The organism is Thalassotalea sp. LPB0316 (assembly GCF_014898095.1).
Classification (GTDB): domain Bacteria; phylum Pseudomonadota; class Gammaproteobacteria; order Enterobacterales; family Alteromonadaceae; genus Thalassotalea_G.
This window is the reverse complement of the sequence record NZ_CP062946.1, coordinates 534,365-548,978: the sequence shown is the minus strand read 5'-3', so window position 1 is coordinate 548,978 and position 14,614 is coordinate 534,365. Positions and strand designations below refer to the sequence as shown.

Annotated in this window: 14 protein-coding genes and 1 tRNA gene; 11 read left to right on the top strand and 4 right to left on the bottom strand. The window is 39.7% G+C overall.

What is annotated here, in order from left to right:
• Positions 1 to 5 precede the first annotated feature (5 nt).
• Positions 6 to 1,892: a methyl-accepting chemotaxis protein gene (locus tag LP316_RS02455; protein ID WP_193022509.1), complete on the bottom strand. Its 1,887-nt coding sequence runs from the start codon at positions 1,890 to 1,892 to the stop codon at positions 6 to 8.
• Positions 1,893 to 2,059: 167 nt separating this feature from the next.
• Here LP316_RS02455 and LP316_RS02450 point away from each other — a divergent pair, with 167 nt between their 5' ends.
• The 6 genes from LP316_RS02450 (at position 2,060) to hemN (ending at position 8,041) form a co-directional block, all read left to right on the top strand.
• Complete coding sequence (locus LP316_RS02450; protein WP_193022508.1) at positions 2,060 to 3,838, top strand: M61 family metallopeptidase; 1,779 nt, start codon at positions 2,060 to 2,062, stop codon at positions 3,836 to 3,838.
• 138 nt (positions 3,839 to 3,976) lie between these two features.
• On the top strand, positions 3,977 to 4,507 hold the full coding sequence (locus LP316_RS02445) for a VOC family protein (protein ID WP_193022507.1): 531 nt from the start codon (positions 3,977 to 3,979) through the stop codon (positions 4,505 to 4,507).
• 635 nt (positions 4,508 to 5,142) lie between these two features.
• Positions 5,143 to 5,706, top strand: a complete 564-nt coding sequence (yihI, locus tag LP316_RS02440) for a Der GTPase-activating protein YihI (RefSeq protein ID WP_193022506.1) — start codon at positions 5,143 to 5,145, stop codon at positions 5,704 to 5,706.
• Positions 5,707 to 5,721: 15 nt separating this feature from the next.
• Positions 5,722 to 6,207, top strand: a complete 486-nt coding sequence (locus LP316_RS02435) for a DUF2489 domain-containing protein (RefSeq protein ID WP_193022505.1) — start codon at positions 5,722 to 5,724, stop codon at positions 6,205 to 6,207.
• Positions 6,208 to 6,233: 26 nt separating this feature from the next.
• The gene (locus tag LP316_RS02430; RefSeq protein ID WP_193022504.1) at positions 6,234 to 6,554 is read left to right on the top strand and encodes a TraR/DksA family transcriptional regulator; all 321 of its coding nucleotides are present in this window, start codon (positions 6,234 to 6,236) and stop codon (positions 6,552 to 6,554) included.
• Between the two features lie 110 nt (positions 6,555 to 6,664).
• The gene (hemN, locus tag LP316_RS02425; protein WP_193022503.1) at positions 6,665 to 8,041 is read left to right on the top strand and encodes an oxygen-independent coproporphyrinogen III oxidase; all 1,377 of its coding nucleotides are present in this window, start codon (positions 6,665 to 6,667) and stop codon (positions 8,039 to 8,041) included.
• Positions 8,042 to 8,088: 47 nt separating this feature from the next.
• On the opposite strand, the gene LP316_RS02420 is transcribed toward hemN, so the two are convergent.
• Positions 8,089 to 8,610 carry a DUF1285 domain-containing protein gene (locus LP316_RS02420; protein WP_193022502.1) on the bottom strand — a complete coding sequence of 174 codons (522 nt, stop codon included), beginning with the start codon at positions 8,608 to 8,610 and terminating at the stop codon, positions 8,089 to 8,091.
• A gap of 212 nt (positions 8,611 to 8,822) precedes the next feature.
• Between LP316_RS02420 and LP316_RS02415 the strand changes: the two genes are divergently transcribed.
• From LP316_RS02415 to LP316_RS02395, 5 genes are all read left to right on the top strand, one after another.
• Positions 8,823 to 8,898, top strand: a tRNA-His gene (locus LP316_RS02415).
• A 737-nt stretch (positions 8,899 to 9,635) separates the two neighbouring features.
• Entirely contained in the window at positions 9,636 to 9,797 is a 162-nt protein-coding gene (locus LP316_RS02410; RefSeq protein ID WP_193022501.1) for a YhfG family protein, read from the top strand.
• Complete coding sequence (locus tag LP316_RS02405; RefSeq protein WP_193022500.1) at positions 9,790 to 10,383, top strand: putative adenosine monophosphate-protein transferase Fic; 594 nt, start codon at positions 9,790 to 9,792, stop codon at positions 10,381 to 10,383. Before LP316_RS02410 ends, LP316_RS02405 begins: the two co-directional genes overlap by 8 nt.
• A gap of 128 nt (positions 10,384 to 10,511) precedes the next feature.
• On the top strand, positions 10,512 to 11,603 hold the full coding sequence (locus LP316_RS02400) for an RHS repeat-associated core domain-containing protein (RefSeq protein WP_193022499.1): 1,092 nt from the start codon (positions 10,512 to 10,514) through the stop codon (positions 11,601 to 11,603).
• Complete coding sequence (locus tag LP316_RS02395) at positions 11,594 to 11,809, top strand: hypothetical protein (RefSeq protein WP_193022498.1); 216 nt, start codon at positions 11,594 to 11,596, stop codon at positions 11,807 to 11,809. Before LP316_RS02400 ends, LP316_RS02395 begins: the two co-directional genes overlap by 10 nt.
• Positions 11,810 to 12,275: 466 nt before the next feature.
• Here LP316_RS02395 and LP316_RS02390 read toward each other — a convergent pair whose 3' ends face one another.
• Positions 12,276 to 13,430: an RHS repeat domain-containing protein gene (locus LP316_RS02390; protein WP_193022497.1), complete on the bottom strand. Its 1,155-nt coding sequence runs from the start codon at positions 13,428 to 13,430 to the stop codon at positions 12,276 to 12,278.
• Positions 13,431 to 13,592: 162 nt separating this feature from the next.
• The gene (locus LP316_RS02385; protein ID WP_193022496.1) at positions 13,593 to 14,492 is read right to left on the bottom strand and encodes a LysR family transcriptional regulator; all 900 of its coding nucleotides are present in this window, start codon (positions 14,490 to 14,492) and stop codon (positions 13,593 to 13,595) included.
• Positions 14,493 to 14,614 lie beyond the last annotated feature (122 nt).

Below are 14,614 nucleotides of genomic sequence, written 5' to 3'. Positions count from 1 at the left end.
TCGCCCTACACTTTAAATTTTGATACCAGTGTATTTAAGCTTTCAAACTCTGACTGCAGTAAATCACAGGCTTGGTTGGTCTGCTTGAGAGAACTTACCCCTTGATCGTTGAGTGCCATCATGTTGTGCACATCTTGATCGATTGATTGGATCATGTCTACTTGTTGTTTTGTCGCACTCGCCACCGCGTGATTTTCGTTATCAACTTGGGTTAAAGCGTTGATAATTTCTTTCATTTGAATATCGGCTTGATTGGCAAGCTCAACACTTGAAGCGCTATTTTGCTGGCTTTCATGCATGGTTTGAACCACTGATGAGGTACCGATTTGGAGGTTTTCGATTAATCCTTCAATTTCTTGCGTTGATTCTTGAGTGAGCTGAGCGAGTTGTCTTACTTCATCTGCAACAACGGCGAATCCTCGGCCCATTTCACCCGCGCGAGCGGCTTCAATTGCAGCATTCAAGGCCAGTAAATTGGTTTGTGAACTAATACCTTTAATTACATCGAGGATCTTGCCAATATTTTCCGCTTCAATACTAAGTTTTTCAATTTCTTGACTAGATTCGCTAATGTTATTAGTAAGCTGCTCAATCGCATTAATATTATTTGATAATGCTGTTACACCTGACTCCGAGCGCTCGTGCATTTGAGACGTTAAGTCTGAGGCGGTTTGGGCGTTGCCGGAAATCTCGGTGACTGAACCGTTAAGTTGTGTTACCGCTGTGGCAATGTGTTCACCACCGATTAACTGCTGTTGGGCAAGTTCAATACCATACTGGGAGCTTTGGCGAACTTGCTCTATTTGCTCGTTTAAGGCTTTGGCTGCTTCGTGGGTTTGCTTCATCGACTGATGGATGGTGTCGATGAAGTTATTAACATAGTGTGAGAGTTGACCTATTTCATCTTGGCTTCTCACTTCAAGGCGTTGTGTTAAATCGCCATCGCCTTCTGAAATTCGCTTAATAGCCTTAGTTAAACCGTGAATTGGTTTTAACAGTTGGCCAAGCAGTATATGTAAGAGCACAATGGTGACAATAACCGAAAACACGCCAAAGACTATTGCTCTAGTTCTTGCTTGTGCTAAAGGTTGGTATGCCTTTTCTTTGTCGAGGACAACGCCTAAATACCAAGTTACCGATTCAATTCCTTTGATCGGGATGAATGACACGATGCGGGTGTCATCGGCTAATTCGACTAATTCTGAAGATAAAGCGGGCGTTGTACCAAACAGTGTTGAGAAATGCTTATCAACCACTTTAGGGTTAGGATGGCTCAGTATTTTTCCCTCTCTGGTCATTAAAAAAGCATTACCCAGTTCGAGAAAGTCCAATGAGTTAATTATTGTTGCGATCTCGTCGAGTAAAATATCACCGCCTGCGACACCTAAAAATCGACCTTGTGCTTGCACCGGAGCAACTGCAGAAATTAACAACTCGTTGGTGGTTACATCAATATATGGCTCGGTAAATGACGATTTTCCTTGCTGTTTAGCTTGGGTGTACCAAGGGCGTTGGCGCGGATCAAAATCGGCAGGCAAGACAATTGATTTGTCATCAAGAATAAATTGCCCCGTGCGCTCTATTGCAACGTAACTGTTTTTAAAGTCACCTGCGTTATCCGCCATCACCGCTGTGCGCTCTAAAAAAAGTTGCTCTTGGCTTGTGCCGGCGCTTTTAGCAAGTGCTTCTACAATCGCTAATTTACCGTTGAGCCAGTTGGCAATATTTAGCGAAACAGAATCCGAAATTTCGCTAATTGCTCGTGTTAAATTAGTTTTGGTATCTTGTTTGACTGCAAGATAGTGATTGGTCGTAGAAATAGTTAACGCGAGAATGAGTAAACTTGCCGCCACGATGATGATTTTGTGGGCAAACTTGAGTTTCTGGATCATAAAAATTAACTACCTTGATAACCATATTGTTCTAATTATTCGCTTCTAGCTTACCATGTTCGACTTTTCTGGCAATAGCGCAAATAGTTAACATTTGAGCTTGAGTTTTAGTTGTATCGACCAAATATTGTTAAACGTTAGCTCTTATTGCCAGTGAAGATAGAACTATGAGCACTATTGAATACCGTATAACGCCTGAAAATCTTAACAGCCACTTGTTTCGAGTAGACATAAAGGCCGATTTAACACCAAACCAAACTTACACCCTATCTTTGCCTGCATGGTTACCGGGCAGTTACATGATTCGTGATTTTGCCAAAAATATTATTGATTTGGCGATTCGAGATGAAAAAGATTTGCCGGTGTCGTTTACACGGGTTGATAAGCAAACCTGGCGATTTATTGCGCCAACGGCAAAAGTCACGATTAGCTACCAAGTATACGCCTTCGATTTGTCGGTGCGCACAGCCTATTTAGACAGCCAACGTGGATTCTTTAATGGTAGCTCAACGTTTTTGTCGATAGCGGAATTAGCAAGCCAACCTTGTCAGGTAATGATTGAGCTTGGTGGAAATGACCACTGGCAAGTAGCCACGGGATTAACTCGAGATGAAAACACCTCGCTTTATAGTGCAGGTCTCTATCACGCAACGGATTACCAACACTTAATTGATTGCCCTGTGGCAATTGGTGACTTTGACGTTACCGAATTTGACGTCAACGGCATTCCTCACTATTTGGTTTTTACCAGTGAGCATTTTGGCGATCGTCAGCGCATGGTGCGTGATATTAGCAAATTGTGTCAGCACCATATTGAGTTATTTGGTGAAGCGCCGTTTTCCGAATATTGGTTTATTACGCATTTACAAGCGGTTGGATTTGGAGGCTTAGAGCACAAAAACTCAACGGTACTGCAAGCAGGGAGATTTGATTTACCTAATCCACAGTACCCAGAAGAACTATCAGAGAGTTATAAAACCTTTTTGAGTTTGTGTTCGCATGAGTATTTTCATGCTTGGAATGTTTGCCGCTTAAAACCTCGTGAGTTTATTCCTTATGATTTGTCACAAGAAGTCTACACCGAGCAATTGTGGGCATTTGAGGGAATTACGTCCTATTATGACGACTTCTCATTACAACGCGCGGGCATTATTAGTATTGAAGAATATTTAGCGATTTTAAGTAAAGGTGCAACTCGCGTCTATCGCGGGCCAGGTGAGTACAAACAAAGTATTGTTGAGTCAAGCTTTTATGCGTGGACTAAGTTCTACCAACAAGGGCCAGACGCGGCCAATAATATCGTTAGTTATTACACCAAAGGCGCTTTGTTTGCTTTGTGGCTTGATTTTACTATCCGAGAGATGTCGTCTGGCCAAAAGAGCCTTGATGATTTAATGCGAGCAATGTGGCAAAAGTTTGGTCGTGCAGAACAAGGTACCACAACGCAAGACTATCTTGAGGAGTTTAATAAGTTATGTGGCCAAGACATGTCAGAAGCATTCTACGAACGCTTAAACGCTAAGGCGCCATATCAGTTGAGCGATCAGTTTGCTAAATTTGGCGTGCGATTTAGTCGAGCAAAATTTGATAAATTAAATAGTTTAGACACAGCTGTTACCAATGATATTAAGCCTTATATCGGCGCAATGTTTCAGCAACTACCCGAAGGGTTAAAAATCACCTCGGTGATAGAGCATTCACCTGCGGCAAACGCTGGATTAGCAGTAAATGATGTTTTAATTGCCGTTGCAGGCCGCAAGGTTAATGAAACAAGTTTGGCGAAGTTGCTATCTCATCATCCTGTCGGCAAACGGTTGAGTTGTTACTATTTTAGAGATGATCTTTTGATAGAAAGTGAATTAGTGGTTAGTGACTCGCCACTTGCTGGTGTGAAGTTAACACTTGAAAACAGTGACCTAGCACGGGCATGGTTCGAGCTTAACTAAGTTTCTGTATTGAAATATTTACACCTGTAGCAAAAGCATGACGTTTCGCCGTTGTGCTTTTTGTCTTTTTTAATAGCTCAAAACTCCTTATCTGTGATAAAAATTGCCCTATTAACAGGTCAACAAAGATAATAATTTATGATTAATATACAACGCTTTCACCATGTCGCTTATCGCTGCAAAGACGCTAAAGAAACAGTTGATTGGTATAAAGAAATGCTCAATATGGAACTGACTGTCGCCATTGCCGAAAACGAAGTTCCATCGACCAAAGAGCCAGATCCCTATATGCATATTTTTTTAGATGCGGGCATGGGCAATGTTTTGGCGTTTTTTGAAATTCCTAACTCGCCTGATATGGGCCGTGATGAAAATACACCAAAATGGGTTCAGCACATTGCGCTAGAAGTTGAAAATATCGATGCGCTAGTTAACGCGAAAGAAGAACTCGTTAGCAAAGGCGTTGACGTTTTAGGGCCAGTTAATCACGGTGTTTTTAAATCTATTTACTTCTTTGATCCAAATGGTCATCGTTTAGAAATTGCAGCGAATTATGGCACACCAGAACAAATGGCTGAACTAAAACGCGTTGCACCATTGATGGTTGAAGAGTGGGCCGAAACTAAAGTGGCACCAACTCACGCTGCTTGGCTACATGAGAATAACTAGTTTTTTTATTTTATTTTGGAATTTTTATTATGCTTTTAATTTCTTCAAGGAATTAAAAGCATAAAGATTACGAGAATTGGATAAAAAACGATCACTTTTTTTATGTAATAAAAACAGATAGATATTACTTAAATGTAAAAAAATGTAATAAATTTGTGATTAAGTGCTTGTAGTACAAAAATATATCAGTAAAGTATTAACCAGCTAAACGCTAGCTAACTAACAACACGGATGGCACTTTTGCGAAGGAAGCAAGATATCAACATTACGTAGATGCATTTAGAAACACGGATGGTTTACTCAAGATTCAAGGTTGAATACTTCTAGTCCAGGAGGGCTTGAAAGGAACTAATAAAAAAGCGTTAGGATGACCGAAAACAATAAAAGCTTGTACGGAAATTAATAATAAAAACAGGAAATGTCAGAATAAACAGGGATAGTATTTTATAGGTAGGACACCACCGAGATTTTGGAGTATTTCAATTGCCAAGTGAGCAATTTTTTCCACGAAAGCGATGACTATGTCATCGCTTTTTTCCTTTCTGGGGTTTACTTGTTTATTCACTGCCCATTTAGTCTTGAATATCGTAAAATAACCACCATAACCTGAGAGTTCTAAAATTGAGTGTGACGATATGACACGAAAGAAAAAATCAAGAAAGCCCGGTCGAGGCAGTAGCGGTGTAATTAAGACCGATGCGAATAGCACGTTTGATGTTGAAAAACGCATTCGCAAAAAAACGGGTAACAAGCCGGGCACTCGCCAACAAGTTACCAGTAAAAAACAAGCGCAATCAAACCAAACCAATAAAGACACACGTATTGGCAGTAAAAAGCCAATTGCGTTAATCAAAACAACTACGCCAACAACTCAGGTAAAGTCGGTTAAGCCGTCTATTTTACCTAAAGTTATCGCGGTAAATGCAACTGAGTCAGCCGATGCCAAATTATGGCAAGAGCTCGAACAAATTGAGCAGCACCCAGAGCTGTTATCGATTGTTGAAAAAATGGATCACGATCAGGCCTTACAAGCGCATGAAGTTGATTTGTACAACAAGCTGATGGCACGACATCAAGAAATCAGTGATAAGTTAGGTATTGATCACGATGAGGAAGACGCTGTAGAAAGTGATGACGAGCCGTTGTCAGAAGACGCGCTTTGGCAAAAATTTAATGATGATAAATTTGACTTTGAGTAATTAGTGAATAGTACCATGATGATATTACTAGTGGGCGTAGCCTGTGCGATTGTTCTGGGTTTGTCGATATACGCAGGTAGATTACTGTGGTTGTTAAAAAAACAAAAAGAGCAGCAAGCAGCGCGGAAAGTTGCTCATGAAAAAGCGTTAGCTAGCCATGATAGAAAAGTTTTGCAAAGTGTTTTGATCATCGTCAAAGCAATGCAAGAAGAACAGTGTGATTATAGCGAAGGTTGCTGGCGCTTAAGTGTGTTATTAGATTCACTTAAGTTGAGTAATCAGCTGGATAATGAATTTCCTGCTATATTTAATTTATATAATCAAATTAAACATTTATCTATTTTAGATGAACGTAAGCAAATGGCTAAACGCGACCGCATGAAGCAAGATGTCGAGCGAATGAAAATAGAAGCCGCATGTGTTGATGATATTGGTAAAACATTACCACTATTACATCAATACACAACGGAACGCTTAGCCTATTTAGCAAACGACGTGTGAGATAGATACCTGTAACTGAGGTGGCTATGACACAAGAATTAAAAGCACAATTTACTAAACGTATTGTTGAATTACAGCAACGCATAGAAGCAATTCACAATGATTTTGCCAAAGCCAACGAAAGCGATTGGGCGGAGCTAGCTAGTGAGCGTGAAAACGATGAAGTGCTTAATGCACTAGAGTCTGAAGCCAAGGTTGAAATTCAACAGTTGAGTAACGCAATCAACCGCATCGAACAAGGTACCTACGGTACTTGCCAAACGTGTGGCGAAGATATTGCGCCAAAACGTTTAGAAGTGCAGCCAGCTGCCATTCAATGTATTCGTTGTGCGGAAAAAGCCGCATAGCAGCCAGAAAAAACGCAACAAAAGTTACCTTTTGTTGCGTTTGATCAACACTTTTAATCCCTTTTTTTTGATAAAATGTTAACACTTCTACTCAGGGTTAATCATTTATCATGACAACAAATATCAGCCACTTTTTCGATAAAGCATTACTTGCGAAATACAATACCAGTGGGCCTCGATATACGTCTTATCCCACCGCGTTAGAGTTTGACGAAAGCTTTGATGAAACTGAGTTAATCAAGGCTATTGAACAGTCATCAACTGATGAATTATCGCTCTACGTTCACATCCCATTTTGTCATAGTCTTTGCTACTACTGCGGCTGTAATAAAATTGTTACTCGTCACCAAGACAAAGCAGATATTTACCTAGATTATCTGATCAAAGAAATTGGTCACCGCGCACCGCTATTTAAGAAATACCACGTGCGTCAACTCCATTTAGGTGGCGGGACGCCTAGTTTTTTAACCAATGCACAATTAACGCGTTTAATTAATGTCTTAAAACAGCGTTTTGACTTTATCGAGCAAGCCGAACTGAGTATTGAAATCGATCCGCGTGAAATTGAAGTCGATAAAATTGATGAGTTAAGAGCGCTAGGCTTTAACCGTATCAGCATCGGTGTTCAAGATATTGATAGCAAGGTGCAAGAAGCGATTAACCGCGTGCAATCTACTGAGTTTATTGGGCAACTCATCGCTCGTGCAAAAGCCCTTGAGTTTGATTCGGTCAACGTTGATTTAATTTACGGTTTACCGCATCAAAATCAAGACACCTTTGCCAAAACTTTAGCACAAGTTAAAGCATTTGATGTCGATCGCATTTCGCTATTTAGTTACGCTCATTTGCCAAGCCGTTTTGCTGCTCAGCGAAAATTAAAAGACGAGTGGCTACCAGATGCTGATGCTAAACTTAACCTTATGCGCCAGGCGATTGAAACACTGACTGACTACGGTTATGACTTCATTGGTATGGACCATTTTGCGAAGCCAACAGATGAACTATCTATGGCGCAAAAGCTTGGTCGATTACATCGCAACTTCCAAGGTTATACGACAAAAGGTGAGTGTGATTTGTTAGGCCTAGGTGTTTCATCAATCAGTGCGATAGGTAATAGCTTTAGCCAAAATATCAAGGACTTGACACCATATTACCAAGCAATTGACGAGCGTGAACACGCGTTAGAAAAAGGCATTGCGCTATCAAAAGACGATCTGATTCGCGGTGATGTTATTCGCGAATTGATGTGCAACCTGTTTTTGGATAAGCAAGCCATTGAAGCGAAGCACAATATCGAATTTGATCGTTACTTTGACCAGGAATTAACTTCATTGCAAACCTTTATCGATGATGGCCTAGTGGACAACGCTAATACAACGATTATGGTCTCACCACGTGCCCGTTTATTGATTCGTAACATTTGTATGAGTTTTGACGCTTATATGAAGCGCCATTTAAACCAGCAGCGCTTTTCACGAGTGATTTGATTTTCTGGTTTGGTGCCATATTACTTGCGATTTGGCCCAAAAAAAGACTATAAATCACCTAAGACAAAGGTTTGATCGTCGCTGTGTAAAACCAGCGATTTTTCATCATCACTAACTTGCGCTTCTTCAACCCACTGGTAATAAACGTTTCGGTGTACAAGTGCTTGAAGGTTACGCCTAACATTGACCACTAGATTGCCGTCATGATCAATAGTTAATGGGTGCTCCTGGCCTAGAATAAAGGTGTCATCTAAGTTTGTTGATAGTAACATCTGTGACTTTGACTCATCTTGCCAACTCCATTGGGTGATTAAAAACGGGTATAGCTCGACCTTTATTTTAATTTTTTCAACAGGCGTCACGAGAAAGTATTCGTCAGCTTCTTTTTTTATGACGGAAGCAAATAACTTGACCATGTTCATTCGCTTAAAAGGGGTACCTTGATAAAACCAAGCTCCATCGCTTTTGATCACCAAATCAATTTCACCACAGTAGTCGGGATCCCAAGACTCGACAGGTGGCAAAGATTGTTGATTTTTTAATTGGTTTAAGAGGTTTTCTAATGACATAACGGTTCGTGATTAAGCGTCGTTTTTGTCAGTATTAACCACTGATTTTGTTTTGTATATGGTTAGGAAACATTTTTTTCATATCGCTTGGGCTAGCTAGCTCTATGTATTCGAGATTTTAATTCACGGTTATTGTATTTTTGTCTTGATCTTCTCAAGTTTACTCTTTAAAATCCGCGTCCTAACTTAATCAAGTTAGTCAAACCTTTGTGGTGGCTATAGCTCAGTTGGTAGAGCCCCGGATTGTGATTCCGGTTGTCGTGGGTTCAAGTCCCATTAGCCACCCCACTTTTTATTCAATAGAAAGCATCAACACCTGAATAGGTGTTTTTTTATATCTGAATTTTATTAAACGACAACAAGAATCACGGGTGATACCCCTAAATTAATCCGTGAGGTTCAAGTCCCATTAGCCACCCCATTTTTTATTCAATAGAAAGCATCAACACCTTTATAGGTGTTTTTTTATGCCTGAATTTTATTAAACGACAACAAGAATCACTAATGTAGCATAAGAATGATAGCCCCAAGGTTAGATCGTAGATCCTACCGTTCATCTGACTTAATCGTCTTGAGATAAGCTAACCACATGGTTTTTAAAGAACTTTAATATAATCATATTAAAGTCCACCTTTAAATTTTGTCAATTTTTAAATATTTACCTTGTGAATACTATCTCTTTAACGTCGAAATAATTTAATAATATTAACATGTAATCCAAACGTATTGATGTTATCGACGTATAGTCATCACGTGTCGAAAGAATGAAAAAATATTAACATGTAAAGTCTGGGTGTCGATGCTATATCCCCACAATAACTTCATTAGCCGAGTTGAAACAAACTTAAGAATTACCTCCGAATCAGGTGTTTATTATAAAGTTGCTACCGTTGTAGGAAGCTAAAGATAGCAGTGACAGGCTAAACTAGATTACTGCTTTTTGAATGCTCTTTGGCACTAACAAAGCTTGTCGGTGATTATATAAATCGCTAGAATTAATTTAATGTTACTAGTATAGATAACTCATGACTACTTCAGAAAAAAGAGATAATGCATTTGAAGCATCTAAGCGTAAAAACTATATTTATAGTTTGAAGCTAGAAGGTATGACGCGACCAAAAGATAAGTCAACTCTTCCTGAACATGTTCAGCAGTATATTAATCAAATAAAAGAAGCTCATGGTTGATAAATACGGTGTGGCTAATGATCCCTACTGTTACCCTCAAACCGAAATTTTAATCAACAATTTTGATATTAGGTCTGCCGATATTCTTGAAGATGTGGAGGCCGAACTTACAACTATTCGCTTAGAGCAATTTCATGACAGCGATCAAGTAATAAACTTCGAGTACTTTAAAGCTATTCATTTTCATCTTTTCCAAGACCTTTATACTTGGGCCGGGCAAATAAGAACTGTCGATATAAGTAAAGGCGATACACGTTTTTGCAATGTTGCTAGAATTGAAAAAGAAGGATCTAAATGCTTTTCTATTTTAAGCCACCTAGATAATCTATCAGATAGTAATTCCGACGAGTTTATAGCTCAGTTAACGGATTTTTTTTGTGAAATGAATGTAGTTCATCCCTTCAGAGAAGGTAATGGTCGAGCCTTAAGACTTCTTTGTGAGGTTATTGCTAAACGAAGTGGATTCATTTTATCTTGGAATAACATCAGCCCTAAACAGTGGATGGAGGCTAATATTGCAGGATATCATGGTGACTTAACACCATTAATAAAAATTTTCTCGAACTCAACAAGAAAAATAGTTTGAGCATCCCTTTATTTTTGTACGCTAGGATGACCTAGTGCTTGCAAAGTTGCTATAAATGCACTTAACTATTCAAAGTTAAAGTTCTTTAAAAAACATGTGGTTAGCTTATCTCAAGACGATTAAGTCAGATGAATGGCCGAATCTACGATCCAACTTTGGGTCGATTCTTACAGGCCGATCCACATATTCAAGCGCCAACCAACTCGCAATCTTATAATCGCTATAGCTATGTACTGAATAACCCATTGAGTTATACCGATCCTAGTGGGTATTTCTTTAAGAAGCTTGCTAAAGCATTCGGCAATTTATGGCAGGCAACTGTTGGTAATGTGCTTAGGGCAATTGCGAAAGTTCCAATTTTAAATGCTGCCGTTGGTTTCTTGGCTTGTGCTACGGGGCCTATTGGTTGTGCAGCTTTTGGTGCCGCATCTAGCTTTGCTGTTACTGGAAGCTTAAAGGCTGCATTGATTGGAGGATTTACTGCTGGGATTGGCGGAGGACATGGCTTCTTGACCGCTGGATTGGTAGGTGGTTTAGCTAGTCGCATTCAAGGAGGAAATTTTGGTCATGGATTTTGGTCAGCAGGTATAGGTGCGCTTGTTGGAGGAAGAATCAAAACTGGAAATGCTTACCTTAATGTTGCTGTCTCTGCTGTTGTTGGTGGAACTGTTTCCAAACTTACAGGTGGAAAGTTTGGAAATGGTGCACAGACATGGGCGTTTAGTGCTGCGATTGCTCAAGATTGGGCTTCGGCCAAGCCAATCGAAGAAGGAACACCAGAATGGGAAGCTAGGGAAGAAGAATATCTACAGAAAATTATTGAAGAAGATAGGGCAATGATTCAAAGTGGAGAAGGGCTTTACGCTATCAATGATAATACTTTTGGAGCTTCGAGTGGTTTAATTCCGGGGTTAACTGTCCAAGAGCAGCAGGCTTTGGATGCAGAGGCTGCTGGAAACGCACTAGACGTTTTGAGTTATGCTACACCATACGTTGCCTATAAAGCTGCTGGCTATTCATTTAAGTTTATGAGGTATGAAAATGCCGGAGGTTATGGATTTACTTGGCTTAAAAATGGGAAACGAAGCTTTGGAATCGACAAACACCCAATTCCAAAGTTAATTGGGCATAATAAAAATGTATGGCATTTTCATGCGGGAAAAACAAGAAGCCAAATAAGTAAACATCGGCCATATCAAGGAGGCTGGAAATGGTGGTAAATAAGTTGCCTGTTTATCCAATAACAGTCAAATATAGACAAGAAAAAGAAGAAATAACTTTTGACAATGAGTTAGAAATGGTCACTTATTTGGAGTTTTTTGATAGCAAAGATCCAGAAGAGCGTGCTGAAGTAAAAGATGCACAAAATAGGTCGGTTAATCTAGTTGTGTGGGCACTAGAGCTTAAAAAATTCGAAGTGTATTAAAACCAAAAGAGAAGCATACATTAATTTAATGTAGTTCAGGCTTATTTGGGAGCAACCTGAGCCAAGCAAACGAAAACCAGCGGGAGCTGGTTTTCGTTTGCTTGTTGGCTGCGCCTTTGGAGTTGCTCCCAAACTGAATCACGATAAGGACAGAGTGTTTGAAATAAATTACTCTCCCCTTAGACTCTTAGACTAAAATAACTGCCAGAATGCCTATGACGACAGTTGCTGAACCTAGGTTTTCATTTAAGTGTCTCATGAAATAACTAGCTACCCCCAAAGCAAATATGCCAATTAAAAATAGGCTAGTGCCCACATGATGAATTTCAGACTTGTAAGAAAACCCATTCACTTCGGTCCCAAAAACGTAACTATCTGGATCAGAAATATAAACACTAATCCCCAAAACGCTGCTTACCAACATAAGTATATTAATTAATAGACATAGCTTTAATATAATTTTCATTTAATACTTCACCGTCAAAGTCATATTCTGATTATACTGCTGAAAAGCTTGTGTAAATGCAGGCATATGAAGAGTCATATCTATACAACCTGCGCTACCTGCAAAGCTACCACCATGAATAGAAAAACCACTCCTTCCATATACGTTTGTTCCAGCGGCACTTTGTAACCAGACTCGTGATTCGCCCCATGCGGTAGTTCCGCCCGGCCATGCACCGTGATCTCCCGGCACGAGTGGAGACATTGTTGACGCAAATTTATTTAAACCTGATAAATCATCCCAAAACTGCAATTTATCTTGAGCTACAGTATATTCCCCTTCCGGTATTGGTCCGTAATCTTCTTTCGACTGATCTTTAACAGTTGAACCTCTTTTTCCAGAAACAGCAGACCATTCCTTGATTACTTTACCTTCATCATCAATCCAGCTAAGTTTTTTACCGTTAAAGTGCAGCTCATCATTAAATGCTCTCGAAAATGTTGCTGTTAATGCACCGTTAGCAAATTTACCACCTGAGATCTTTGATATAGTTCCACCTAAAGTTGCAGCAGCCATAATTCTTGCAGGACTGAACTTAGAAGAAGCATCAATTCCATCAATTTTAAGACCTGCTGCTTGTGTCACACCAGCCGCCCAAAATCCATGTCCAAACTTGCCTCCATTCAAATCAGACATAATACCACCTGCTATAGCGTGAGTTGCAATTTTCCCAGCAAACTGAGCTGTAGTTAAACCATTCTCCAATACTTCCAAGCCTTCTCTTAGCTTATTTGCTTCCATCGCCCCTTGGAAATAGGAACCTATTCCATAAAATGCCGCTGCACTAAAGGCCCCCGTTAATGCTCCTTTAAGAGAACCTGTCATAACAAAACCTGATGCAGCACCACCAGCCATTGCTATTCCCAACCCTGTCCATCCGCCTGCTGCTAATGCAGCTCCACCTGTATAGATTGTTATTGCAATCGCGACAACAGGCTTAAGAATTTTATCTCTAAATTTGGTCCATGCACTATATCCACTTGGATCTGTGTAACTTAAAGGATTGTTAAAAACATAAGCATAACGATTGTAGCTTTGAGAATTCATCGGAGCCTGAATAATAGGATCAGCCTGTAGGAATCGCCCAAGAGTTGGATCGTAGATCCGGCCATTCATCTGAACAATAGAAAATTTAAAATACAGATCAATATATCGTTTTCTTCTAGTGAAATTGTTGAGAGCCCTTACAATTTAAACATTGTAAATCATTATATTTTATTACTTACAAATGAATTCTAAGCAACGTCGCTTACTTATGAGTTAGTGACTAGCTGTTACTCATTGACCTAACCCGTCAGTGAGCATATCAATAAACACTCTAACCTTTGGCGACAGGTGTTTTCGACTTGGATAAATCGCAAATACGTCTATCGATGGTGTCGGTAAGTCTTGAAAAAGCTCAATCAACCTACCTGCTTTAAGATCTTGTTCAATGTAAAAGCTTGGCAATCTCGTTACGCCATGACCTGCCAACGCCATTTTTCTCAGCATTCGCCCTTCGTTACATAACACTTTATCTTTTACTTCGACATTAAATTGGCTTCCGTCGTTGTGGGTGTAATCCCAACGATTAGGTGCTTTTAAATTGCTATAACAAATACAGTTGTGCCGAGTTAACTCTCTTGGGTGGTAGATTTCACCATGTCGCTTCAAGTATTCGGGAGCGGCGATAGTATGGCTCTTTGCGCGATAAATCTTTCGGCAAATCAGGCTCGATTCATCGAGTTGTTCAGTCGCTCTAATGACGAGATCATAGCCTTCGGCGATTACATCTAAGTGTCTATCACTTAAATTTAGATCTAAGCTAACATTCGGGTAACGAGATAAATAATCGTTAATTATTGGTTGCAAATGTTGATGGGCAAATTGTACAGGGCAACTTATTTTCAAGCGGCCTTTAGGTTCTATATCGTGTTGAGTAATCAGGTTTGTCGCAACCGTTGCTTGCTCAATTAACTGAAGACATTGTTGGTAATAAGCTTTACCTTCTGGCGTAAGGCCAATTGATCGGGTGGTGCGATTAAGCAATCTTACACCAAGGCGGCTTTCTAACTTGTTAACTGCTTTACTTACGTGAGAGGTTGAATGGCCAAGAATTTCAGCTGCAGCGGAAAAGCCATCAGCTTTCACCACGTTAACAAAAATAATAATACCATCGAATAATTTATTATTGTTCATATGGAAATAGTATGTATTTATTTAGCTTATTAATTTCATATAACCTTTAATATATACTGTTTTTCGTCAAGTAACCGCAATTGCTGGCTTGATTAGTGAAAATTTTATCAATCGCTCGATGA

Bases quoted from the DNA above. Each gene is read 5' to 3' on its own strand.
- LP316_RS02455 (WP_193022509.1), bottom strand. From the start codon at position 1,892: ATGATCCAGAAACTCAAGTTTGCCCACAAAATCATCATCGTGGCGGCA.
- LP316_RS02390 (WP_193022497.1), bottom strand. From the start codon at position 13,430: ATGAATGGCCGGATCTACGATCCAACTCTTGGGCGATTCCTACAGGCT.
- LP316_RS02435 (WP_193022505.1), top strand. From the start codon at position 5,722: ATGATGATATTACTAGTGGGCGTAGCCTGTGCGATTGTTCTGGGTTTG.
- LP316_RS02420 (WP_193022502.1), bottom strand. From the start codon at position 8,610: ATGTCATTAGAAAACCTCTTAAACCAATTAAAAAATCAACAATCTTTG.
- LP316_RS02450 (WP_193022508.1), top strand. From the start codon at position 2,060: ATGAGCACTATTGAATACCGTATAACGCCTGAAAATCTTAACAGCCAC.
- hemN (WP_193022503.1), top strand. From the start codon at position 6,665: ATGACAACAAATATCAGCCACTTTTTCGATAAAGCATTACTTGCGAAA.
- yihI (WP_193022506.1), top strand. From the start codon at position 5,143: ATGACACGAAAGAAAAAATCAAGAAAGCCCGGTCGAGGCAGTAGCGGT.
- LP316_RS02430 (WP_193022504.1), top strand. From the start codon at position 6,234: ATGACACAAGAATTAAAAGCACAATTTACTAAACGTATTGTTGAATTA.
- LP316_RS02405 (WP_193022500.1), top strand. From the start codon at position 9,790: ATGGTTGATAAATACGGTGTGGCTAATGATCCCTACTGTTACCCTCAA.
- LP316_RS02445 (WP_193022507.1), top strand. From the start codon at position 3,977: ATGATTAATATACAACGCTTTCACCATGTCGCTTATCGCTGCAAAGAC.
- LP316_RS02385 (WP_193022496.1), bottom strand. From the start codon at position 14,492: ATGAACAATAATAAATTATTCGATGGTATTATTATTTTTGTTAACGTG.
- LP316_RS02395 (WP_193022498.1), top strand. From the start codon at position 11,594: ATGGTGGTAAATAAGTTGCCTGTTTATCCAATAACAGTCAAATATAGA.
- LP316_RS02410 (WP_193022501.1), top strand. From the start codon at position 9,636: ATGACTACTTCAGAAAAAAGAGATAATGCATTTGAAGCATCTAAGCGT.
- LP316_RS02400 (WP_193022499.1), top strand. From the start codon at position 10,512: ATGAATGGCCGAATCTACGATCCAACTTTGGGTCGATTCTTACAGGCC.